The sequence below is a fragment of the Isoptericola sp. NPDC055881 genome (assembly GCF_053615895.1).
On record NZ_JBSHCR010000078.1, the window covers coordinates 1 to 17,447 of the forward strand.

Below are 17,447 nucleotides of genomic sequence, written 5' to 3' on the forward strand. Positions count from 1 at the left end.
GTGCCGAGGTAGTCCACTACCTCGGCACCTCTCGTGCTACCTCGGCACCTCTCGTGCTACCTCGGCACCTCTCGTACTACCTCGGCACCTCTCGTACTACCTCGGCGCGCGGGTTGCGGCAGGATCGGCGCATGGTGACCCTCGGCTGCATCCTCGCCCCCTACGGCAACCCGCCCTCGCGGTTCGTCCCGTTCGCCCGCACGGCGGAGGCTGCCTGCCTCGACGAGGTGTGGCTGTGGGAGGACTGCTTCCTCGAGTCCGGCCCCAGCGCTGCGGCGGCGATGCTGTCCGCCACCGATCGGCTGACCGTCGGGATCGGTGTCATGCCGCTGCCGTTGCGGAACGTCGCGCTCACGGCGATGGAGACGGCGACGCTCGACGGCATGTTCCCCGGCCGGTTCCTGCCCGGCGTCGGGCACGGCGTGCAGGACTGGATGGGGCAGGTCGGGGCGCGCGTCGCTTCTCCGCTGACGCTCATGCGCGAGCAGGTCACCGCGTTGCGGGCCCTGCTGGCCGGCGAGCGCGTCACGACGTCGGGCCGCTACGTCACCCTGCAGGACGTCGCCCTCGACTGGCCGCCCGCCTCCGCTCCCCCGGTGCTCGCCGCGGCGAAGGGGCCGAAGACGCTGCGGCTGGTCGGCGAGGTCGCCCAAGGCGTCGTCATCGACGGCGACACCGGCGTCTCGGGAGCGAGACACGCCGTCGCGCTGCTCGACGAGGGCCGTGCCGCCGCCGGCCTGCCACCGGTCGGCGACTCCGGCCCGGACGCCGAGCACCCGTTCCGGACGGTCGCCTTCGCGCAGGTCGCCACCGGCGCCGGGGCGGCCGACCGGTTGCGCCGCTCCCTGGCGCGGTGGGACGTCGACGCGTCGTCCGACGAGACCCTCGCCGACCACGCGACGTGGGGCTCCGCCGAGGAGGTCGCCGAGGGCCTGCGCCGGTACGCCGACCTCGGCGTCTCCACCGTGGTGGTGCAGCCGACCCTGGACGAGCCGGACCTCGACGGCTTCGCGGCGTTCCTCGGCCAGGAGGTGGCCCCGCTGCTGCGGTGACGCCCGCGCGGAGGGCTACGCCAGACGCGCCTCGAGCCCCGCGCGGACGTCGGGCCACTCGTCGTCGACGATCGAGAAGTACGCGGTGTCCCCGACCGTGCCGTCGGCGGCGACCCGGTGCTTGCGCAGCACCCCTTCCGGCTTCGCGCCGAGGCGCTGGATGGCGGCGCACGACCGGGTGTTGCGGGCGTCCGCGCGCAGCGCGACCCGCCGCAGCCCCCACACGTCGAACGCGTGCCGCAGCAGGAGCAGCTTGCACGCCGGGTTCGTGGTGCCGCCCCACCAGGCGCGCCCGTAGAACGTGGTGCCGATCTCCACGCGCCCGGGCCCGGGAGCGAGGTCGTAGTAACGGGTGGACCCGCGGACCGTGCCGTCGTCGCCGAGCACGACGAACGCCGTCGTCCCGGGCGTGGCGACGCCCGCCTCGATCCAGGCCTCCAGGTCGGCCACCGAGGTGGGGACGGGCGACGTCATGCCGAACCAGAGGTCGGCATCCACCAGGGGGAGCAGTGGGGCGGCGTGCTGCGGGCCGAGCGGCTCGAGCCGGACGCCGTGTCCGGCGAGGACGAGGTCGTGGGTCACCCGCCCATCCTCGCCGAACCCGGCACGACGTCCGGACACCGACCGCATCCCGAACGTCGCCCGGGTTCGGCGCAGGATGGGGGCATGGACGCCCTGCACGAGATGACGGCCGCCCGGCTCCGCGAGCACCTGCGCTCGGGAGAGCTCACCCCCACCGAGGTGGCCGACCACTACCTGGCGCGGATCGAGCGCGCCAACCCCGACCTGGGCGCCTTCGTCACCGTCACGCCCGCGGCGGCGCGCGAGCGGGCCGCCGTGCTCGAGCACGACGGCGCGCACGGCCGGGCACTCCTGTGGGGGCTGCCGGGCGGCGACAAGGACCTGTGGATGCGGGCCGGCGTCCCCGCCGGGTTCGGCTCGCGCGCCTTCTCCGGTGCCGACGCCGTCGTCCCGCCGGTGAGCGACGAGATCGTCGAGGTGCTCGACGCCGCCGGCATGGTCAGCCTCGGCCGCACGACCGCCCCCGAGCTCGGCTTCCCCGCCTACACCGAGCCGCTCGCCGGGCCGGTGGCCCGCAACCCGTGGGACCTGCGCCTCGGGGCGGGCGGGTCGAGCGGGGGCGCGGCCGTGGCGGTCGCGGCCGGGCTGCTGCCGTGCGCGGCCGGGTCGGACGGTGGTGGGTCCGTCCGCATCCCCGCGGCCGCGTGCGGCGTCGTCGGGCTGAAGCCGAGCCGCGGCCTGGTCCCCGCCGGGTCGGGGCAGGAGTCCCTGGGCGGGCTCGTGGTGAACGGACCCCTCGCCCGCACGACCGAGGACACCGCGCTGCTGCTCGAGGGCATGCTCAGCTGGACGCCCGACGGCCGGGTGGCCCACCCCCTGACCCTCCGCGCGCCGTCCGCGCGCGCCGGCGACTACCTGGCGGCGGCGCGGCGTGGCGAGGTGGCGGGCAGCGGCGGCGAGGACGTCCAGGGCCGGTTCCGCGTGGGCGTCACCACGGACTCCGCGTGGGACGACTTCTACGAGATCACGACGTCGGACGCCGCGCGGGCCGCGCTCGACGCGGGTGTCGGGGCCCTCACCGGCCTCGGGCACGAGGTCGAGGGCCTGGCGCTCGAACCGGCCCCGACGTACGGCCCCGCCTTCCGGACCCTGTGGATGGCGGGCGCCTCCGCGGTGCCGCTCGACGACCCGGAGCGGCTCGCCCGGCTGGAGCCGCTCACCCGCTGGCTGATCGGCCGCGGCCGCGAGGTGCCCGCGCGGCAGCTCGCCGAGGCGCTGCGGGCACTCACCGCGTTCGAGCGCCGGCTGGTGGCGCAGGTGTCGCGGTTCGACGCCGTCGTGACCCCCGCGCTGGCCCTGACCCCCCGACCGGTGGGCTGGTTCGACCCCGAGGACCCCGAGCGCAACTTCGAGCAGCAGTGCCAGTACACGCCCTGGACGTCGATGCTCAACGTGGCCGGCCTGCCCGCGATCACGGTACCCACGCGCTGGACCGACGACGGCCTGCCGATGGGTGTCCAGCTGATCGGGCGGCCCGGTGGCGAGACCACGCTGCTCGCGATCGCCGCCCAGCTCGAGGACCGGCTGCGCTGGGCGGACCGCCACCCACCGGTCTGGTGAGCGTCGGCGCCTCCGCGTGCGAGCACCCACGAGCAGACCTAGCGTCGAGACCTGAGGTAGTTCGTTCGACGGAAGGAGCCCCGATGGGACTGGGAGACAAGGCCAAGCACCTCGCGGAAGAGGGCGAGGGCAAGGTCAAGGAGGCAGCGGGCAAGCTCACCGACAACGAGAAGAAAGAGGCCGAGGGCAAGGCTCAGCAGTCCAGCGCGAACCTCAAGCAGGCGGGCGACGACACGAAGGACGCCTTCAAGGGCTGACCCGCCCACGACGACGGGGCGTCACCACGCGGGTGGCGCCCCGTCGTCATGCCCGTAGGCAGGCTCGGTCAGACGTCGTCGGGGAGGCAGCCGAACGCCTCGTCGGCGCCCAGCGCGGCGGTGGCGAGCAGGCCCTCCAGCCCGGACCCGTCGGGCACGGGACGCGGATCGCCGACGACGACCCACAGGCCGTCCACCACGTCGTACTGCGCCTGCGGCCCGTCGACGACGAGAGAGCGCACGGCGCCGACGAGCCGCTCGACCTCCTCGCCCGCGGTCCCGAGCCCGACCGACGCCCGCACCGCCCCGGCGTCGAACCCGAGGCGACCGAGCAGCGGGTGCGCGCAGAAGCGCCCGTCCCGCACGCCGATGCCGTGCTCGGCCGACAGGTACGCGGCGACCAGGCCGGGGTCGTAGCCGGCGACGGTGAAGGTGACGACCCCCACGGGGTCGACGGCGTCGTCCCACACGTGCACGACATCGACGCGGTCGATCGCCTCCAGCCCGTCGACCAGGCGGCGGCGCAGGGCGTCCTCGTGCTCCGTGGCGGCGCGCTCGTCCAGGCCCGCGAGCTCGTCGCACGCCGCCGCGAGCGCGACGGCGCCCACGACGTTGGGCGAGCCGGCCTCGTGCCGGGCCGGGCCCTCGTGCCAGTCGGTGCTCGCGGCGCGCACCCGGCGGACGGCGCCACCGCCGGCGAGGTACGGCGTGCCCGCGTCGAGCCAGTCGCGGCGGCCGACGAGGGCGCCGGCACCGAACGGGGCGTAGGTCTTGTGCCCGGAGAAGGCGACGTAGTCGACGCCGGTGCCCGCTAGCGAGAAGCGGCGGTGCGGTACCAGCTGCGCGCCGTCGAGCACGACCCGGGCGCCCGCGCCGTGCGCCGCGGCGACGACGTCGGCGACGGGCAGCGCCTCGCCCGTGACGTTGGACGCGCCGGTGAGGGCGAGGAGGGCGTAGGGGCGGCCGGTGGCCACGCCGGCGGCGAGCTCGTCCTGGATCTCGGCCAGCGTCGCGGCGACGGACGGTCCGCCCGCGACGACGGTCGCGTCGGTGACGCGCTGCCAGGGCAGGAGGTTGGCGTGGTGCTCGATGTCGAGCACGAGGACGCGTCCCGGCTCGCCCGTCGCCGGGTCGGCGGGTACGCAGCCGGCGAGCAGGTTGAGCGAGTCCGTGGTGTTGCGGGTGACGATCGTGAGGTCGTCGTCGCGCGCGCCCACGAACGCCCCGATCGTGCGGCGGGCGGTCTCGTAGAGCGCGGTGGAGACCTGCGAGAGGTAGCCGGCGCCGCGGTGCACGCTGGCGTACAGCGGCAGCACGCGAGCGACGCGGTCGGCGACGGCCTGCAGCGCGGGGGCCGACGCCGCGACGTCGAGGTTGGCGTACGGCACCTGGCGGCCGTCGACGAGCGGCACGAGCGTGTCCGCGCCGACGACGGGCAGCACGGGCGCGACGTCGTGCACGGGCGGGGCGGTGGGTGCCGGAGCGGGCGTGGTGGGCGCCGGGGCGGGCGCGGTGGCGAGCGTGGTCATGCGTGGTCCTCCTCGGTCGTGCCGGGGAGGTGGCTCCCCGCGCTTGCCCGACGCCGGACGGCGCGGGGCCAGGTCGTCACCCGGGGCACCCCGCCGCGAGAGGAGGGTTGCCGGCCAGCGAGCCGGGGCTTCGCGCTGGCGCTCATGACCTGTGGCTATCGTGCGGGCGCCGCGAGGCGTCGTCAAGCGATGGGACGCCTTTCTCACGATGCGGTCACCACCTGGCGGCGGGGGCCGGCGCCCGCCACAGTCCGGGCATGGTCTCCGCACTCCCCCCGGCCCCGCTCACCGTGCGCCGTGCCGCGGCGTCCGACGTCGACGTCGCCCTGCCACTGTTCCTCGGCTACCTCGACTTCTACGGCACCACGCACCCGCCGGAGCGGGCGCGGGCCTTCCTCGCGGCACGGCTCGAGGCCGGCGAGAGCGTGCTGTTCCTCGCGGAGTCCGGCGACCAGGCCGTCGGGCTCGCGCAGGTCTACCCCACGTTCTCCTCGCTCGGCCTCCGGCTCACGTGGACGCTCAACGACCTGTTCGTCGACCCGGCCGCGCGCGGGACCGGCGCGGGCCGCGCCCTCGTGCGCGCCGTGGCGGACGCCGCCCGCGCGGCCGGCGCGCGGCACGTGGCCCTGAGCACCGCGCGGACCAACTCCCGGGCGCAGTCGCTGTACGAGGACGAGGGCTTCGTGCGCGACGACGAGTTCCTCGGCTACGTCCTGCCGCTCGGCTGAGCGTCGTCGCGCGCCACGCCCGGGCGCGCGTCCCCGGTCAGAACGCCCCGCCCCCGCCGTCGCGCCAGCCGAGCACGTTGTCGGCGCCCTGGGGGTACGGCCCCTCGTGCGGGTACGACCCGTCGTGCGGGCGCCCGCGCGCGGGTCGCGGAGGCAGGTCGCGCGGCCGTTCCAGCGGCTCCGGCCGTTCCCGGTGGAACCACTGCCTGACGGTGTCGACGATCTTCATGGTGGGCCTTCCGCTCCGGCGGGAGAAGTCGCTATCACTTTACCCATCTTTGACCCGTGCGCGCCGGGAGCATGGCGGCTCGGCTCGCGTCGCGAGACGCGTGACCACCACGCGGACAGCTGTCGTACGATCGCCACGACCATCCCGAGCGGCCGAGTGACGTGGCACGTCGACGCCGCAGCAACCCGCGGGCCGGTCGTCGCCCTGGTGGCGACGGACGGGCCGGACGAGGGTGCTACCGCCACGACCGATGGGAGGAACGCGATGACGCCCCAGATCGACCCCCGCCCCGCCGACGGCTACGCCGGCGACCTCACCCCGCAGCAGGCGTGGGACCTGCTCGCCGCCGACCCGGCCGCCGTCCTCGTGGACGTGCGCACCGAGGGCGAGTGGCGGGCGATCGGCGTGCCCGACACGACCGCAGCCGGAGCGCCGGCCGTGTTCGTGGAGTGGGTGCAGGCCGGCGGACGCCCGAACCCCGGATTTCTCGCCGACCTCGCCGCCGCGGGCCTGAGCGCGGGCGCACCCGTCGTCTTCCTGTGCCGCTCGGGCCAGCGCTCGATCGGCGCCGCCCGCCTCGCCACGTCGGCCGGCCTCGGACCGGCGTACAACGTGCTCGAGGGCTTCGAGGGCGGCCCCGGCTTCGACGGCGTCCGCGACCGCGAGGGCTGGAAGGTGCGCGGCCTGCCCTGGCGCACCTACGCCGACGACGCCCCGGCGACCGGGGTCCGCGCGTGAGCGCCGCCGGCATCCCCACGGGCCCGGCCGCCGACGACGTCGTGCACGGCGGCTCCGGCCGCGGACCTCTGCCCGCGACCGCCCGGCCCGCGACGCTCGCCGTCCGCGGCGGGCACCGCCGCTCGGAGTACCAGGAGACGTCGGAGGCGCTGTTCCTCACGCAGGGATACGTGTACGACACGGCGGCCGACGCGGAGGCGTCGTTCACGGGCGACCTGTCCCGCTTCATCTACTCCCGGTACGGCAACCCGACGGTGCACACGTTCGAGGAGCGGCTGCGGCTGCTGGAGGGCGCGGAGGCCTGCTACGCGACGGCCTCCGGCATGTCGGCGGTCTTCACGACGCTCGCCGCGCTGGTCTCCAGCGGGTCGCGCATCGTCTCCGCGCGCGCCCTGTTCGGCTCCACGAACGTCATCTACGAGGAGATCCTCGCGAAGTGGGGCGTGCGGGTCGACTACGTGGACGGCCACGTGCTGTCCCAGTGGGAGGAGGCGCTGGCCACGCCGGCCGACGTCGTCTTCTTCGAGTCGCCGTCCAACCCCATGCAGGACCTCGTCGACGTGCGGCGCGTGGCCGAGCTGGCGCACGCCGCCGGCGCGCAGGTCGTGGTGGACAACGTGTTCGCCACGCCGATCCTGCAGCAGCCGCTGACGCTCGGGGCCGACATCGTCGTCTACTCGGCGACCAAGCACATCGACGGCCAGGGCCGCGTGCTGGGCGGGGCGATCCTCGGGCCGAAGGAGTTCCTCGAGGGCCCGGTCCAGACCTTCATCCGCAACACCGGCCCGTCGCTCAGCCCGTTCAACGCCTGGGTGCTGGCCAAGGGCCTGGAGACGCTCGACCTGCGCGTGCGCGCGCAGAACGCCGCCGCGCTGGAGATCGCCACGACCCTCGAGAGCCTCGACCAGATCGCGACCGTGCGCTACCCGTACCTGCCGTCGCACCCGCAGCACGAGCTCGCACGGTCGCAGCAGTCCGGCGGCGGCACGGTCGTGACGTTCGACCTCGCCGTCCCGGAGGGGACCGACCCGGAGGCGGCGAAGAAGCGCACGTTCGCCTTCCTCGACGCCCTCCAGATCGTCGACATCTCCAACAACCTCGGCGACGCGAAGTCGATCATCACGCACCCCGCCACCACCACCCACCGCAAGCTCGGCCCCGAGGGCCGCGCCAAGGTCGGCATCGCCGAGACCACCGTGCGGCTGTCGATCGGGCTGGAGGACCCCCGCGACATCGTCGAGGACGTCGAGCAGGCCCTGCACGCCTGAGGTCCGCCGTGTCGGCGGCACCCCCCACGATGGGCTCCTGACGCTCTCTCGACCTGGAGGACTCATGGGCTCGATGCACGACTTCGACTTCCTCGTCGGAGCCTGGGGGGTGCGCCACCGCCGCCGCGGCGACTCCTTGAACCCGGCGGGCCCCTCGGACACCTGGACCGAGTTCGAGACCGAGGCGACCGTCGCCCACATCCTCGACGGGCTGGGCAACGCGGACGACACGGCGGGCACCCTGCCGGACGGGACGCGCTTCAGCGGTCACAGCCTGCGGCTCTACGACCCCGCGCGGGACGTGTGGCGGATCTGGTGGGCGTCGACCAGCAACCCTGGCGAGCTCGACCCGCCGGTCGAGGGACGGTTCACGGACGGTGTCGGCGTCTTCGTCGGCCCTTTCGAGCACGACGGCCGCACGCTGCTCGCGCGCTTCCGCTGGCTCGACACCGCCACGGACCACCCGCGGTGGGAGCAGGACTTCTCGTTCGACGGCGGCGACAGCTGGGCGCCGGTGAACTGGGTCATGACGCACACCCGGCTGCGCTGAACCGGGCACGAGGAATTCTCTGGTCGCCGGCACGGGTGGCGCCTACGGTCGACCTGTGCCCGACGCGATCTTCGCCGACCCCACCTTGGCCCGGCTCTACGACCCGCTGGACCCGGACCGCAGCGACCTCGACGCCTACGTGGAGCTCGCGCGCCAGCTCGGGGCGCGCCGCGTGCTCGACGTCGGTTGCGGCACCGGCACGTTCGCCGTCCTGCTCGCCGCGCAGGGGTTCGACGTCGTGGGCGTGGACCCGGCGGGCGCGTCGCTCGACGTCGCGCGTGGCAAGCCCGGCGCCGAGCGGGTGCGCTGGCTGCACGGGGACGCCACCGCCCTCCCGCCCCTGGAGGTGGACCTCGCGACCATGACGGCGAACGTCACGCAGGTCTTCCGCACCGACGACGACTGGGCGGCGACCCTCCGCGGTGTCCGTGCCGCGCTGGCGCCCGGCGGGCACCTGGTGTTCGAGACCCGCGACCCCGCGCGGCGCGCGTGGGAGGGCTGGACGCGTGAGCGGACCTTCGTGCGCGCGGACGTGCCGGGCTTCGGCGTCGTGGAGTCGTGGACCGAGGTGACGGACGTCGCCGGCGCGCTGGTGACCTTCCACGACACGACGGTCCTGGCCGACGGACGCGTGCTGCACTCCGACTCCACGCTGCGCTTCCGCGACCACGACGAGCTCACCACGTCGCTGGAGGACGCCGGCTACGTCGTCGAGCAGGTGCGCGACGCGCCCGACCGCCCGGGGCTCGAGTGGGTGTTCGTGGCCCGGGCGGCCGAGCGGGGCTGACCGCTCAGGACGCCGTGCGGACGATCATCTTGCCGGTGTTGGCGCCACGCATCATGTCGATGAACGCCTGCGGCGCGTTCTCGATGCCGTCGACGACGGTCTCGTCGTAGGCGACCTTCCCGTCGGCGAACCAGCCGCTCATGAGCTCGCGGTACTCCGCGGCGTGGTGGAGGTAGCCACCGAGGGTGAAGCCCTGCAGGCGCAGCCCGCGGGTGATGAGGTTCGGCATGTTGTCCGGGCCGGGCAGCCGGTCGGTGGTGTTGTAGCCGGCGATGGCGCCGCACAGCGCGACGCGGCCGCCGTCGTTCATGACGTCGAGCGCGGCGGTGAGGTGGTCGCCGCCGACGTTGTCGAAGAAGACGTCGACCCCGTCGGGCACGAGGGCCGGGAGCTGCTCGCGCACCGGCGCGTCCTTGTAGTTCAGGGCGGCGTCGTACCCGTACTTGGACGTGAGGAGGTCGACCTTCTCCGGCGACCCGGCGGAGCCGACCACCCGTCCGGCGCCGAGCAGCCGCGCGATCTGGCCCGCCGCCGTGCCGACCGCGCCGGCAGCCCCCGAGACGAAGACGGTGTCACCCTGCTGCATGCCCGCGATCGCGGTGAGGCCGACGTAGCCCGTGAGCCCCGTCATGCCGAGGATGCCCAGGTGCAGCGACAGCGGCGCGCCCGGCAGCTCCGGCACGACCTGGAAGCCGCGCGCGTCCTCCTGCACCACGTCGCGCCAGCCGTGCTGGTGCAGCACCACCGCGCCCACCGGGACGTCGTCGGACGCGGACTCGACGACGCGTCCGACCGCACCGCCGGTCATGGTCTCCCCGAGCGCGAAGGGCGGCACGTAGCTCTTGACGTCGTTCATCCGGCCGCGCATGTACGGGTCGACGGAGACGAACTCGTTGGCCACGCGCACCTGGCCGGGCTCCAGGTCCCCGTAGGTGACCTGGACGGTGCGGAAGTCGTCCGGTGCGGGCCACCCGGTGGGGCGGGCGGCGAGCTGGACCTGGGTGGAGACGATCGAGGACATGCGGGGCAGAGCCTTCTTTCCGGTGCAGGGAGGGAACGGTGGCGCCCGGTCAGGACGCGAGCCCGACGACGAGCGCGACGACGGCGAGCAGCGGCACGGTGCCCTGCTTGAGCGCCGCGCCACGCTTGTCGGGCGAGGACAGGAACAGGACGAGGGCGGCGGCCAGCATGCTTCCCGTCCCGGCGAGCACGAGCGCCGCGCCGGCGGCGGTGGAGCCGACCGCGACGAGGACGATGCCGACCGCGCTCACGACGGCGAGGAACAGGTTGTAGAAGCCCTGGTTGAAGGCGAGCTCACGCGTCGCGGCGGCCTCAGCCTCGGTGGTGCCGAACGTGGCGCGCGCCCGGGGCGTGGTCCACGCGAGCGACTCGAGCCAGAAGATGTACACGTGGAGCGCGGCGGCGACTCCCGCCAGGACCAGTCCCGTGACGATCATCCGAGGCTCCTTGTCTGCCCGTCGGGTGACCCGACGCCGGCCGTTTTCTGAAACGTTCGGTTTACAACATAGAGTTGCACCGACCGTTCCACAAACCGGGAGGCACGATGGGCAGGACGCAGGGGTTCGAGACCGAGCACGCGGTCCGCGCCGCCCGCGAGGTCTTCTGGCGCGACGGCTACGCCGAGGCGTCCGTGCCCGCCCTCGAACAGGCCACCGGGCTGAACCGGTCGAGCATCTACCACGCCTTTGGCTCCAAGCGTGGGCTGTTCGACGCCGCCGTGCAGAGCTACCTCGACGAGGTCGTCCGGCCCCGCCTGCGTCCCCTCGTCGCCGACCCCGTCCCTCCCGGGGCCCTGCGCTCCTACCTCACGGACCTGCGCGCCGCGCTCGCCCGGGCGGACGAGGTCCAGGGGACCTCGGGCTGCCTGCTCGTCAACACGTCCAGCTCGCCCTTGGCCCGCGACGACGCCGTCCGCCAGACCGTGGCCGACTACCGCGCCGAGCTGCACGACGCCCTCGCCCGCGGGGTCGCGGCCGCCCTCCCCCCTGCGCAGAGCTCCGAGGCGGCCCGGCTCGCTGACGTCTGCACGGCTCTGGTGATCAGCGCGTTCACCCTCGTGCGGGTCGACCCGCCCAGCGCCCTGCACTGCCTGGACACCGCCGTCGCCCTGGTCGAGGACGCCGGCGCCTGACGCTCCGCGGCCGGCGCATGGGATGCTCGTGCCGCGGCGGACGCGCTCGACGGCGACGCGTGGCCAGCATCCCGGGAGGACGCCGATGACCACGACCCTGCGGCACGAGACGATGGAGCTGCCCGTCGCGACGCTCGGTGCGGAGGGCCCGTTCCCGGCGCTCGCACCGGAGGCGGTGCCCGTCCTCGCCCCGGACCGCGACACCGTGCCGGCAGACGTCGCCGACCGGGTCGAGGCCGCACCACCGCCGTGGGTGTACCCGTACCACCCGCAGTCCGACTACGACCGGCAGCGGACGCCGGGCCGCCTCGACGTCGTCGTGCTGGAGAACGAGCACCTGCGGGCGACCGTCGTACCGGCGCTCGGCGGGCGGGTCTGGTCGCTCGTCGACGTCCCCACGGGTACGGACCTGGTCTACGCGAACCGGGTGCTGCAGCCCGCCAACCTCGCGCTGCGCGACGCGTGGTTCGCCGGGGGTGTCGAGTTCAATATCGGGACCCGCGGGCACTCGCCCACGACGTGCTCGCCGCTGCACGCGGCTGTCGTGACCGGCCCGGACGGCGCGCCCGGGCTCCGGATGTGGGAGCTCGAGCGGGTGCGAGGCGTCGTGCTCCAGATCGACGTCCACCTGGGCCACGAGGCGACGATGCTCGCGGTGCACGTGCGCCTGACCAACCCGGCGGACACCCCGGTACCGATCTACTGGTGGACCAACGTCGCCGTGCCCGAGGAGGACGACACGCGGGTCTTCGCCGCCTCGCGCACCACCTACCTCTCCGACTACACCGCAGGCCTCACGGGGATCACGGCTCCGTGGCGAGGCGACGTCGACATCACCCGCCCGGGTCGCCACGCCGACGCGGCCGACTACTTCGTCGACTGCCGCGGCACCGACGTCCCCTGGGTCATGGCGGTGGCGCCGACGGGACGCGGCCTGATCCACGCCAGCACCCCCCGGCTGGCCGCGTGCAAGCTGTTCTGCTGGGGCACGGGCCGCGGCTCGCAGCACTGGCAGGAGTGGCTCTCGCCGGGCGGCGGGCGCTACGCCGAGATCCAGGCGGGCCTCGCCCCCACCCAGTTCGAGTACCTCGAGCTGGGCGGGCGGGAGGAGTGGTCGTGGACGGAGGTGCTCGGCGGCGTCGACGTGGGGCCCGTGCCGCCGTCCACCGACCCCGAGGACGGCCTCGCCCGCGCCGAGTCCGCGGCCTCGGCGCGCGTCGACGCCGCGGCGCTCGCCGCCCTCGACGACGCGCTGGCGCGGGCGGCCCGCCGGGCCCCGGGCGCGATCGTCGCCGTCGGGTCCGGCTGGGGGCACGTCGAGGCCCTGCTGCGCGGCCCCGCGGGCTGGGTCGACGAGACCGCGACGCCGTTCCCCGACGTCGCCGACGGGCCGCACCGCCCGTGGCAGGCGCTCGTCACCGGTGGCCACGTCCCCACGACCGTCGACGCCCGCGCGCACGTGCGCGGCCGCCACTGGCGTGACCGGCTCGCCGAGGCCGCCCGCGACGGCGGCGCCTTCGCCCACTACCACCTCGGCGTCCTCGAGCACGTGGACGGGGACCCGGAGGCCGCACGACGGCACCTGGTCGCATCCCTGGACGCCGCGCCGAGCGCCGCCGCGCACCGGGCGCTCGCCCACGTCGCCCGGCGGCGGGGAGACGTCGACACCGCCGTCCGCGAGCTCGACGCGGCCCTCGCGCTCGCCGGCCCGGACTCCGCCGAGCGACCCGCCCTCGTGCTGGAGACGCTGCGTGCCCTGCTCGACGCCGGACGCCACGACCGGGCCCGGAACCTCGCACGCGACGCGTCCCGGCAGCCGCCCGCCCGCGCCACGCGGTCCGAGCGGGCACGGTTCCGGCTCGCGGAGGTCGAGGCGCTGCTCGGCCTGGACGAGCGGCTCGCGGCCCGGCGCGTGCTCGAGACGGACGACGTCGTCCCCGCCAACCTGCGCGAGGGCGAGTCGCTCGTCGCCGCGCTCTGGGAGCGGGCGGCCGGTGGCGCGCCGCTGCCCGAGCGGCTCGACTTCTCGATGCACGGCCACGCCCCGACCTCCTGACGATCACGGACGCCGGCAACGGCTGACCGCCGTCAGGCTCCGGGCACGACGAGGCCGGCGTCGTACGCCCACACGACCAGCTGCACGCGGTCGCGGGCGCCGGTCTTGGTCATGATCCGACTGAGGTGCGACTTCACCGTGCTGGGCTCGAGGAACAGGGCCGCCGCGATCTCGGCGTTCGACGACCCGCGGCACAGCAGCGCGACGATCTCCCGCTCCCGGCCGGTGAGGAGGCCGACCGCGGCCGCGTCGGGCGACACCGGGCCGCGGCGGCGCGCGAACTCGTCGATGACGCGGCGGGTCAGGGTCTGGTCCACCAGACCGTCCCCGGCGGCGACGCGACGCACGGCGTCGACGAGCACGTCCGGCTCGGCGTCCTTGAGGAGGAAGCCGGACGCGCCGGCCTCGAGCGCCCCGAAGACGTAGTCGTCGAGGTCGAAGGTGCTCACCACCAGCACGGGCACCGGCTCGGCGACCCCGGGGCCGGCGAGCTCGCGCGTCGCGGTGATGCCGTCCCCGCCAGGCATCCGCACGTCCATGCACACGACGTCGGGCCGTTCGCGCCGAGCGACCCGGACGGCGTCCGCCCCGTTCGAGGCCTCGCCCACCACCTCCAGGCCCTCGCTCTCGAGGATCACCGTGAACCCGGCGCGCACCACGGCCTGGTCGTCGACCAGCACGACGCGCGTCACCGGGCCTCCTGCGCCACGCGTGCTGCCGGGGCCCCGGCGTCGTCGGAGCGCGGCAGGGTCAGCCGCACCTGCCAGCCGCCGACGGACGTGCGCCGCGCCGAGAGGCGACCGCCGACCAGCTCCGCCCGCTCCGTCATGCCGATGACGCCGTGGCCGGGGACGTCGTCCGCCCCGTCGGCAGGCGACACCGCGGACAGGTCGCCGCGCCCGTTGCGGACGGTGACCTCCAGCCCGTCCTCGTCGTACGCCGTCTCCACGTCGACGGCGCTGCCCGGCGCGTGCCGGCGGGCGTTCGCGAGCGACTCCTGCAGCACCCGGTACACGGTGAGCTGCGCCGTGGGCGGCAGGTCGAACGGCTCGCCGCGCCGCGTCTCCTGGACCCGGGTGCCGGTGCTGCGGGCGAGGTCGAGCAGCGCGGGCACGTCCGCCAGCGTGGGCTGCGGGGCCGACGGCGCCACGTCGTCGCCCGTCCCGGTGTCGCGCAGGATGCCGACGACGAGCCGCAGGTTCTCCAGCGTCTCGCGGCCCTGCGCCCGGATCCACCGCAGCGACTCCCGCGCACGCTCCGGGTCGCCGTCCACGAGCCGCTCCGCGGCGGCGGCCTGCACGACGATCCCGGACAGGTGGTGCGCCGCGACGTCGTGCAGCTCGCGGGCCATGCGGCCGCGCTCGGCGAGCACCGCCTGGGCCGCGAGCGCCTCGCGCTCGCGCTCCGCCTGCGCCACCCGCGCCCGCAGCTGGGCCAGCAGCTCCCGGCGCGTGCCGAGGTACGCCCCCACGAGGGCGGCGCCCAGGTAGGTGACGAGCGCGGACACGAGACCGCCCCACAGCTGCGTCGCCACCGGCACGCCGAGCTCGGCCGCCGTCGCCGGCCCGCCGAGCACGTAGCCGAGCAGCACCTGCACGACGGCGGCACCCGCCGCCGCACCCAGGGCGGGCCGCCGCGGGGCGTGCACGCCGACGGAGTACGCGGCGACGAGACCTGCCGGTGCCTGGAAGTTCACGAACGGCGGGAGCAGCGGGGCGAGCGCGAGCTGGCCCAGCAGGGTGAGCGCCAGGCACAGCACGGGCCAGCGGCGGCGCAGCGTCAGCGCCATCGACTGCCCCACGAGGACGACGCACGCGGCCACCCGCGCGCCCGTGCTCATCGAGTCGGTCGACGCGCTCGCCCCGAGCGTCTCCCCGAGCCCCGAGGACACGACCTGGAGGACGGCGAGGAAGAGGGCCACGGACACGACGCTGACCACCGCGCCCAGCAGCGCGTCGCGGCTCGTGGCCGTCCGGACGCCCCAGGCGTCGAGCCGCCGTCGCAGCGCGTCGAGCACAGGTCCTCCGTCAGGGTCGAGAGCGGACGGGGCGGTGTGGATGTCACTTCCGGCATGTCGCCCCGGCACACGGTACGACGTCCGTGCGGCGGGGCGGCATGCGCGTGCAGGTTCTGCAGGGACCGCGGTCAGGCCAGGTCGCGGCGGCGGAACACCGCTCCCGCGACGACCAGCAGCACGGCCGCCCAGGCGAGCAGCCCGGCCAGCGCCGCTGCGGCGCCGACGCCCGCCCCGGCGTCCGACGTCGCACCGAACAGCTGGGCTGCGCCCTGTCCCGCCGACGCGAGGGAGCCGAGGGTGATCGGCAGCCACGACGTCGCCGTCGTCGCGCCGCCCGTGAGGACGAGCGCGGCGGCCTGGACCATCGGTTCCACGAGGGACAGCGCCACGACCACGACGACCGCCGCGACCTGCCCCCGCACGAGGGTACCGACGCCCAGCCCCAGCCAGGAGAGCAGGACCATGACGGCGAGCCCTCGCGCCCACACCGCGAGCGCCTCCCCCGGGCCGATCGCCAGAGCGGCTCCCGGCGTGGTCGTCACGGCGAGGACCAGCCCGACCGCCGTCACCAGCGCCAGCACCGCGCCGACGACGAGCGCCGCCGTCGCCGTCGCCCCTGCCTTGCCCGCGAGGATCCGCAGCCGGTCCGGCACTGCGAGCGCGGTCGGCACGATGCCGCCGGTCCGGAAGTCGGTGGTGGCCGCGAGCGCCCCGAGCAGGAGCATGCACAGCGCGGTGACCCCGCTGGACCCGGACCCGGGGCCGCCGCCCAGGAGGTCGAGCAGCGCCCGCTGAGCCTCGGGGGTGCCGAGGTCCGTCGCCGCCGCGAGGGTGGACATGACGTCGGCCGTGACGTCCGGCGGGGCCTGGACCCCGACGTGGAGGCCGGCGTCGGACCCGCTCAGCGCCTCGATCGTGCGCAGGGTGCGGGGCAGCACGAGCGTGAGGACCTGGGTGAGCACCATGCCGGCGGCCGCGACCGCGGCGACGACCCACGGCGTCCGGGTGGTGCGCAGCTTGAGCAGCTCGGCCCTGAACACGGCGAGGGACATCAGCGCACTCCTTCGGTGGCGGCGGTGAGGTCGAGGTAGACGTCCTCGAGGCTCCGGTCGGTGACGAGCTCGGCCATCGGCCCGGCCGCGACGACGCGGCCCTGGCCGATGACGACCAGGTCGTCGGCCACCTGCGCGACCTCCGCGAGCACGTGGCTGGCCAGGAGCACGGTGCCGCCGTCGTCGGCGAACGCGCGCAGCAGCTCGCGCAGCCACCGCATCCCGGCGGGGTCGAGGCCGTTGGCGGGCTCGTCGAGCACCAGCACGCGGGGCCGGCCGAGCAGGGCGGTCGCGATGCCGAGCCGCTGCCGCATCCCGAGCGAGTAGGTACGCACGCGACGGTCCGCGGCGGGCGTCATGCCGACGGCGGAGAGCGCCGCCGCGACCCGGTCGGCGGGCAGGCGCGACGCGGCGGCCTGCACGCGCAGGTGGTCGCGGCCCGTCCGCCCGGGGTGCAGGCCGCCCGCGTCCAGCAGCGCACCGACCACCTGCGCCGGGTGCTCCAGGTCGGCGTAGCGGCGGCCGTCGAACGTGGCCGTGCCCGCGTCCGCGCGCGTCAGGCCGAGCAGCACCTGCAGCGTCGTGCTCTTGCCTGCGCCGTTGGGGCCCAGCAGCCCCACCACGCGCCCCGGCGCGGCCGTGAACCCGACGTCGTGCACGGCCTCGAAGCCGCGGTAGGACTTGTGCAGCCCGTCGATCCGGATGGTGGTCATCCGCCCCTCCCTCGTCGTGCCGGCGTGCTGTGCCGACACCTGCGAGCCTTCCGTGCCGGCGCGGGCGGGTCTTGAGGCGGAGGGCGGAACCTGCGTTGCGCCTTTTGGAGGAACCCGCCCGCCGTGCCGAACAGGTGGTTGTTCACGTGAAGAGGCCTGAGAAAGGGAACAACCACC

The 17,447-nt window shown here is 75.3% G+C and carries 19 protein-coding genes and 1 riboswitch; of the genes, 10 read left to right on the forward strand and 9 right to left on the reverse strand.

The annotated features are described in order from the left end of the window. The first annotated feature begins 131 nt into the window (after positions 1–131). Complete coding sequence (locus tag ACWGKI_RS18055; RefSeq protein ID WP_452188838.1) at positions 132–1,052, forward strand: LLM class flavin-dependent oxidoreductase; 921 nt, start codon at positions 132–134, stop codon at positions 1,050–1,052. A gap of 15 nt (positions 1,053–1,067) precedes the next feature. On the opposite strand, the gene ACWGKI_RS18060 is transcribed toward ACWGKI_RS18055, so the two are convergent. After that, the gene (locus ACWGKI_RS18060) at positions 1,068–1,634 is read right to left on the reverse strand and encodes a GNAT family N-acetyltransferase (RefSeq protein WP_452188840.1); all 567 of its coding nucleotides are present in this window, start codon (positions 1,632–1,634) and stop codon (positions 1,068–1,070) included. Between the two features lie 84 nt (positions 1,635–1,718). On the opposite strand from ACWGKI_RS18060, the gene ACWGKI_RS18065 reads away from it, so the two are divergent. Both ACWGKI_RS18065 and ACWGKI_RS18070 read left to right on the forward strand, forming a co-directional pair. After that, positions 1,719–3,194, forward strand: a complete 1,476-nt coding sequence (locus ACWGKI_RS18065; protein WP_452188842.1) for an amidase — start codon at positions 1,719–1,721, stop codon at positions 3,192–3,194. A gap of 83 nt (positions 3,195–3,277) precedes the next feature. Next, positions 3,278–3,451: a CsbD family protein gene (locus tag ACWGKI_RS18070; protein ID WP_380243699.1), complete on the forward strand. Its 174-nt coding sequence runs from the start codon at positions 3,278–3,280 to the stop codon at positions 3,449–3,451. 68 nt (positions 3,452–3,519) lie between these two features. On the opposite strand, the gene ACWGKI_RS18075 is transcribed toward ACWGKI_RS18070, so the two are convergent. Further along, positions 3,520–4,980 (reverse strand): aminotransferase class V-fold PLP-dependent enzyme, encoded by a 1,461-nt coding sequence (locus ACWGKI_RS18075; protein WP_452188844.1) that lies wholly within the window; start codon positions 4,978–4,980, stop codon positions 3,520–3,522. Between the two features lie 34 nt (positions 4,981–5,014). Next, a riboswitch (SAM riboswitch) is annotated at positions 5,015–5,130 on the reverse strand. 107 nt (positions 5,131–5,237) lie between these two features. On the opposite strand from ACWGKI_RS18075, the gene ACWGKI_RS18080 reads away from it, so the two are divergent. Then, entirely contained in the window at positions 5,238–5,708 is a 471-nt protein-coding gene (locus tag ACWGKI_RS18080; protein ID WP_452188846.1) for an N-acetyltransferase family protein, read from the forward strand. Positions 5,709–5,745: 37 nt separating this feature from the next. Here the strand turns inward: ACWGKI_RS18080 and ACWGKI_RS18085 are convergent, their stop codons facing one another. Further along, positions 5,746–5,937, reverse strand: a complete 192-nt coding sequence (locus ACWGKI_RS18085) for a hypothetical protein (protein ID WP_380243696.1) — start codon at positions 5,935–5,937, stop codon at positions 5,746–5,748. A gap of 264 nt (positions 5,938–6,201) precedes the next feature. Here ACWGKI_RS18085 and ACWGKI_RS18090 point away from each other — a divergent pair, with 264 nt between their 5' ends. The 4 genes from ACWGKI_RS18090 to ACWGKI_RS18105 all read left to right on the forward strand — a co-directional run bounded on the left by ACWGKI_RS18090 (position 6,202) and on the right by ACWGKI_RS18105 (position 9,280). Further along, on the forward strand, positions 6,202–6,675 hold the full coding sequence (locus ACWGKI_RS18090; protein WP_452188848.1) for a rhodanese-like domain-containing protein: 474 nt from the start codon (positions 6,202–6,204) through the stop codon (positions 6,673–6,675). Positions 6,676–6,716: 41 nt separating this feature from the next. Further along, the gene (locus tag ACWGKI_RS18095; protein ID WP_452188864.1) at positions 6,717–7,943 is read left to right on the forward strand and encodes an O-succinylhomoserine sulfhydrylase; all 1,227 of its coding nucleotides are present in this window, start codon (positions 6,717–6,719) and stop codon (positions 7,941–7,943) included. A 64-nt stretch (positions 7,944–8,007) separates the two neighbouring features. Further along, entirely contained in the window at positions 8,008–8,493 is a 486-nt protein-coding gene (locus tag ACWGKI_RS18100) for a hypothetical protein (protein ID WP_380243694.1), read from the forward strand. Between the two features lie 55 nt (positions 8,494–8,548). Next, a complete protein-coding gene (locus ACWGKI_RS18105; RefSeq protein WP_452188850.1) occupies positions 8,549–9,280 on the forward strand; it encodes a class I SAM-dependent methyltransferase in 732 nt (243 codons plus the stop codon). Positions 9,281–9,284: 4 nt separating this feature from the next. Here the strand turns inward: ACWGKI_RS18105 and ACWGKI_RS18110 are convergent, their stop codons facing one another. Beyond that, on the reverse strand, positions 9,285–10,301 hold the full coding sequence (locus ACWGKI_RS18110; RefSeq protein WP_452188852.1) for an NADP-dependent oxidoreductase: 1,017 nt from the start codon (positions 10,299–10,301) through the stop codon (positions 9,285–9,287). A gap of 49 nt (positions 10,302–10,350) precedes the next feature. Next, positions 10,351–10,737 (reverse strand): DUF1304 domain-containing protein, encoded by a 387-nt coding sequence (locus tag ACWGKI_RS18115; protein WP_380243690.1) that lies wholly within the window; start codon positions 10,735–10,737, stop codon positions 10,351–10,353. 107 nt (positions 10,738–10,844) lie between these two features. Here ACWGKI_RS18115 and ACWGKI_RS18120 point away from each other — a divergent pair, with 107 nt between their 5' ends. Both ACWGKI_RS18120 and ACWGKI_RS18125 read left to right on the forward strand, forming a co-directional pair. Further along, on the forward strand, positions 10,845–11,432 hold the full coding sequence (locus ACWGKI_RS18120; RefSeq protein ID WP_380243689.1) for a TetR/AcrR family transcriptional regulator: 588 nt from the start codon (positions 10,845–10,847) through the stop codon (positions 11,430–11,432). A gap of 85 nt (positions 11,433–11,517) precedes the next feature. Next, positions 11,518–13,488, forward strand: coding sequence for a DUF5107 domain-containing protein (locus ACWGKI_RS18125; RefSeq protein WP_452188854.1), 1,971 nt, complete (start codon positions 11,518–11,520; stop codon positions 13,486–13,488). 32 nt (positions 13,489–13,520) lie between these two features. Here the strand turns inward: ACWGKI_RS18125 and ACWGKI_RS18130 are convergent, their stop codons facing one another. The 4 genes from ACWGKI_RS18130 to ACWGKI_RS18145 all read right to left on the reverse strand — a co-directional run bounded on the left by ACWGKI_RS18130 (position 13,521) and on the right by ACWGKI_RS18145 (position 17,270). Next, positions 13,521–14,180: a response regulator gene (locus ACWGKI_RS18130; protein WP_452188856.1), complete on the reverse strand. Its 660-nt coding sequence runs from the start codon at positions 14,178–14,180 to the stop codon at positions 13,521–13,523. Then, positions 14,177–15,505 (reverse strand): sensor histidine kinase, encoded by a 1,329-nt coding sequence (locus ACWGKI_RS18135; RefSeq protein ID WP_452188858.1) that lies wholly within the window; start codon positions 15,503–15,505, stop codon positions 14,177–14,179. The genes ACWGKI_RS18130 and ACWGKI_RS18135 overlap by 4 nt, the downstream gene beginning before the upstream one ends. 128 nt (positions 15,506–15,633) lie before the next feature. Beyond that, positions 15,634–16,557, reverse strand: coding sequence for a hypothetical protein (locus tag ACWGKI_RS18140; RefSeq protein WP_452188860.1), 924 nt, complete (start codon positions 16,555–16,557; stop codon positions 15,634–15,636). Beyond that, a complete protein-coding gene (locus tag ACWGKI_RS18145; protein WP_452188862.1) occupies positions 16,557–17,270 on the reverse strand; it encodes an ABC transporter ATP-binding protein in 714 nt (237 codons plus the stop codon). Before ACWGKI_RS18145 ends, ACWGKI_RS18140 begins: the two co-directional genes overlap by 1 nt. Positions 17,271–17,447 lie beyond the last annotated feature (177 nt).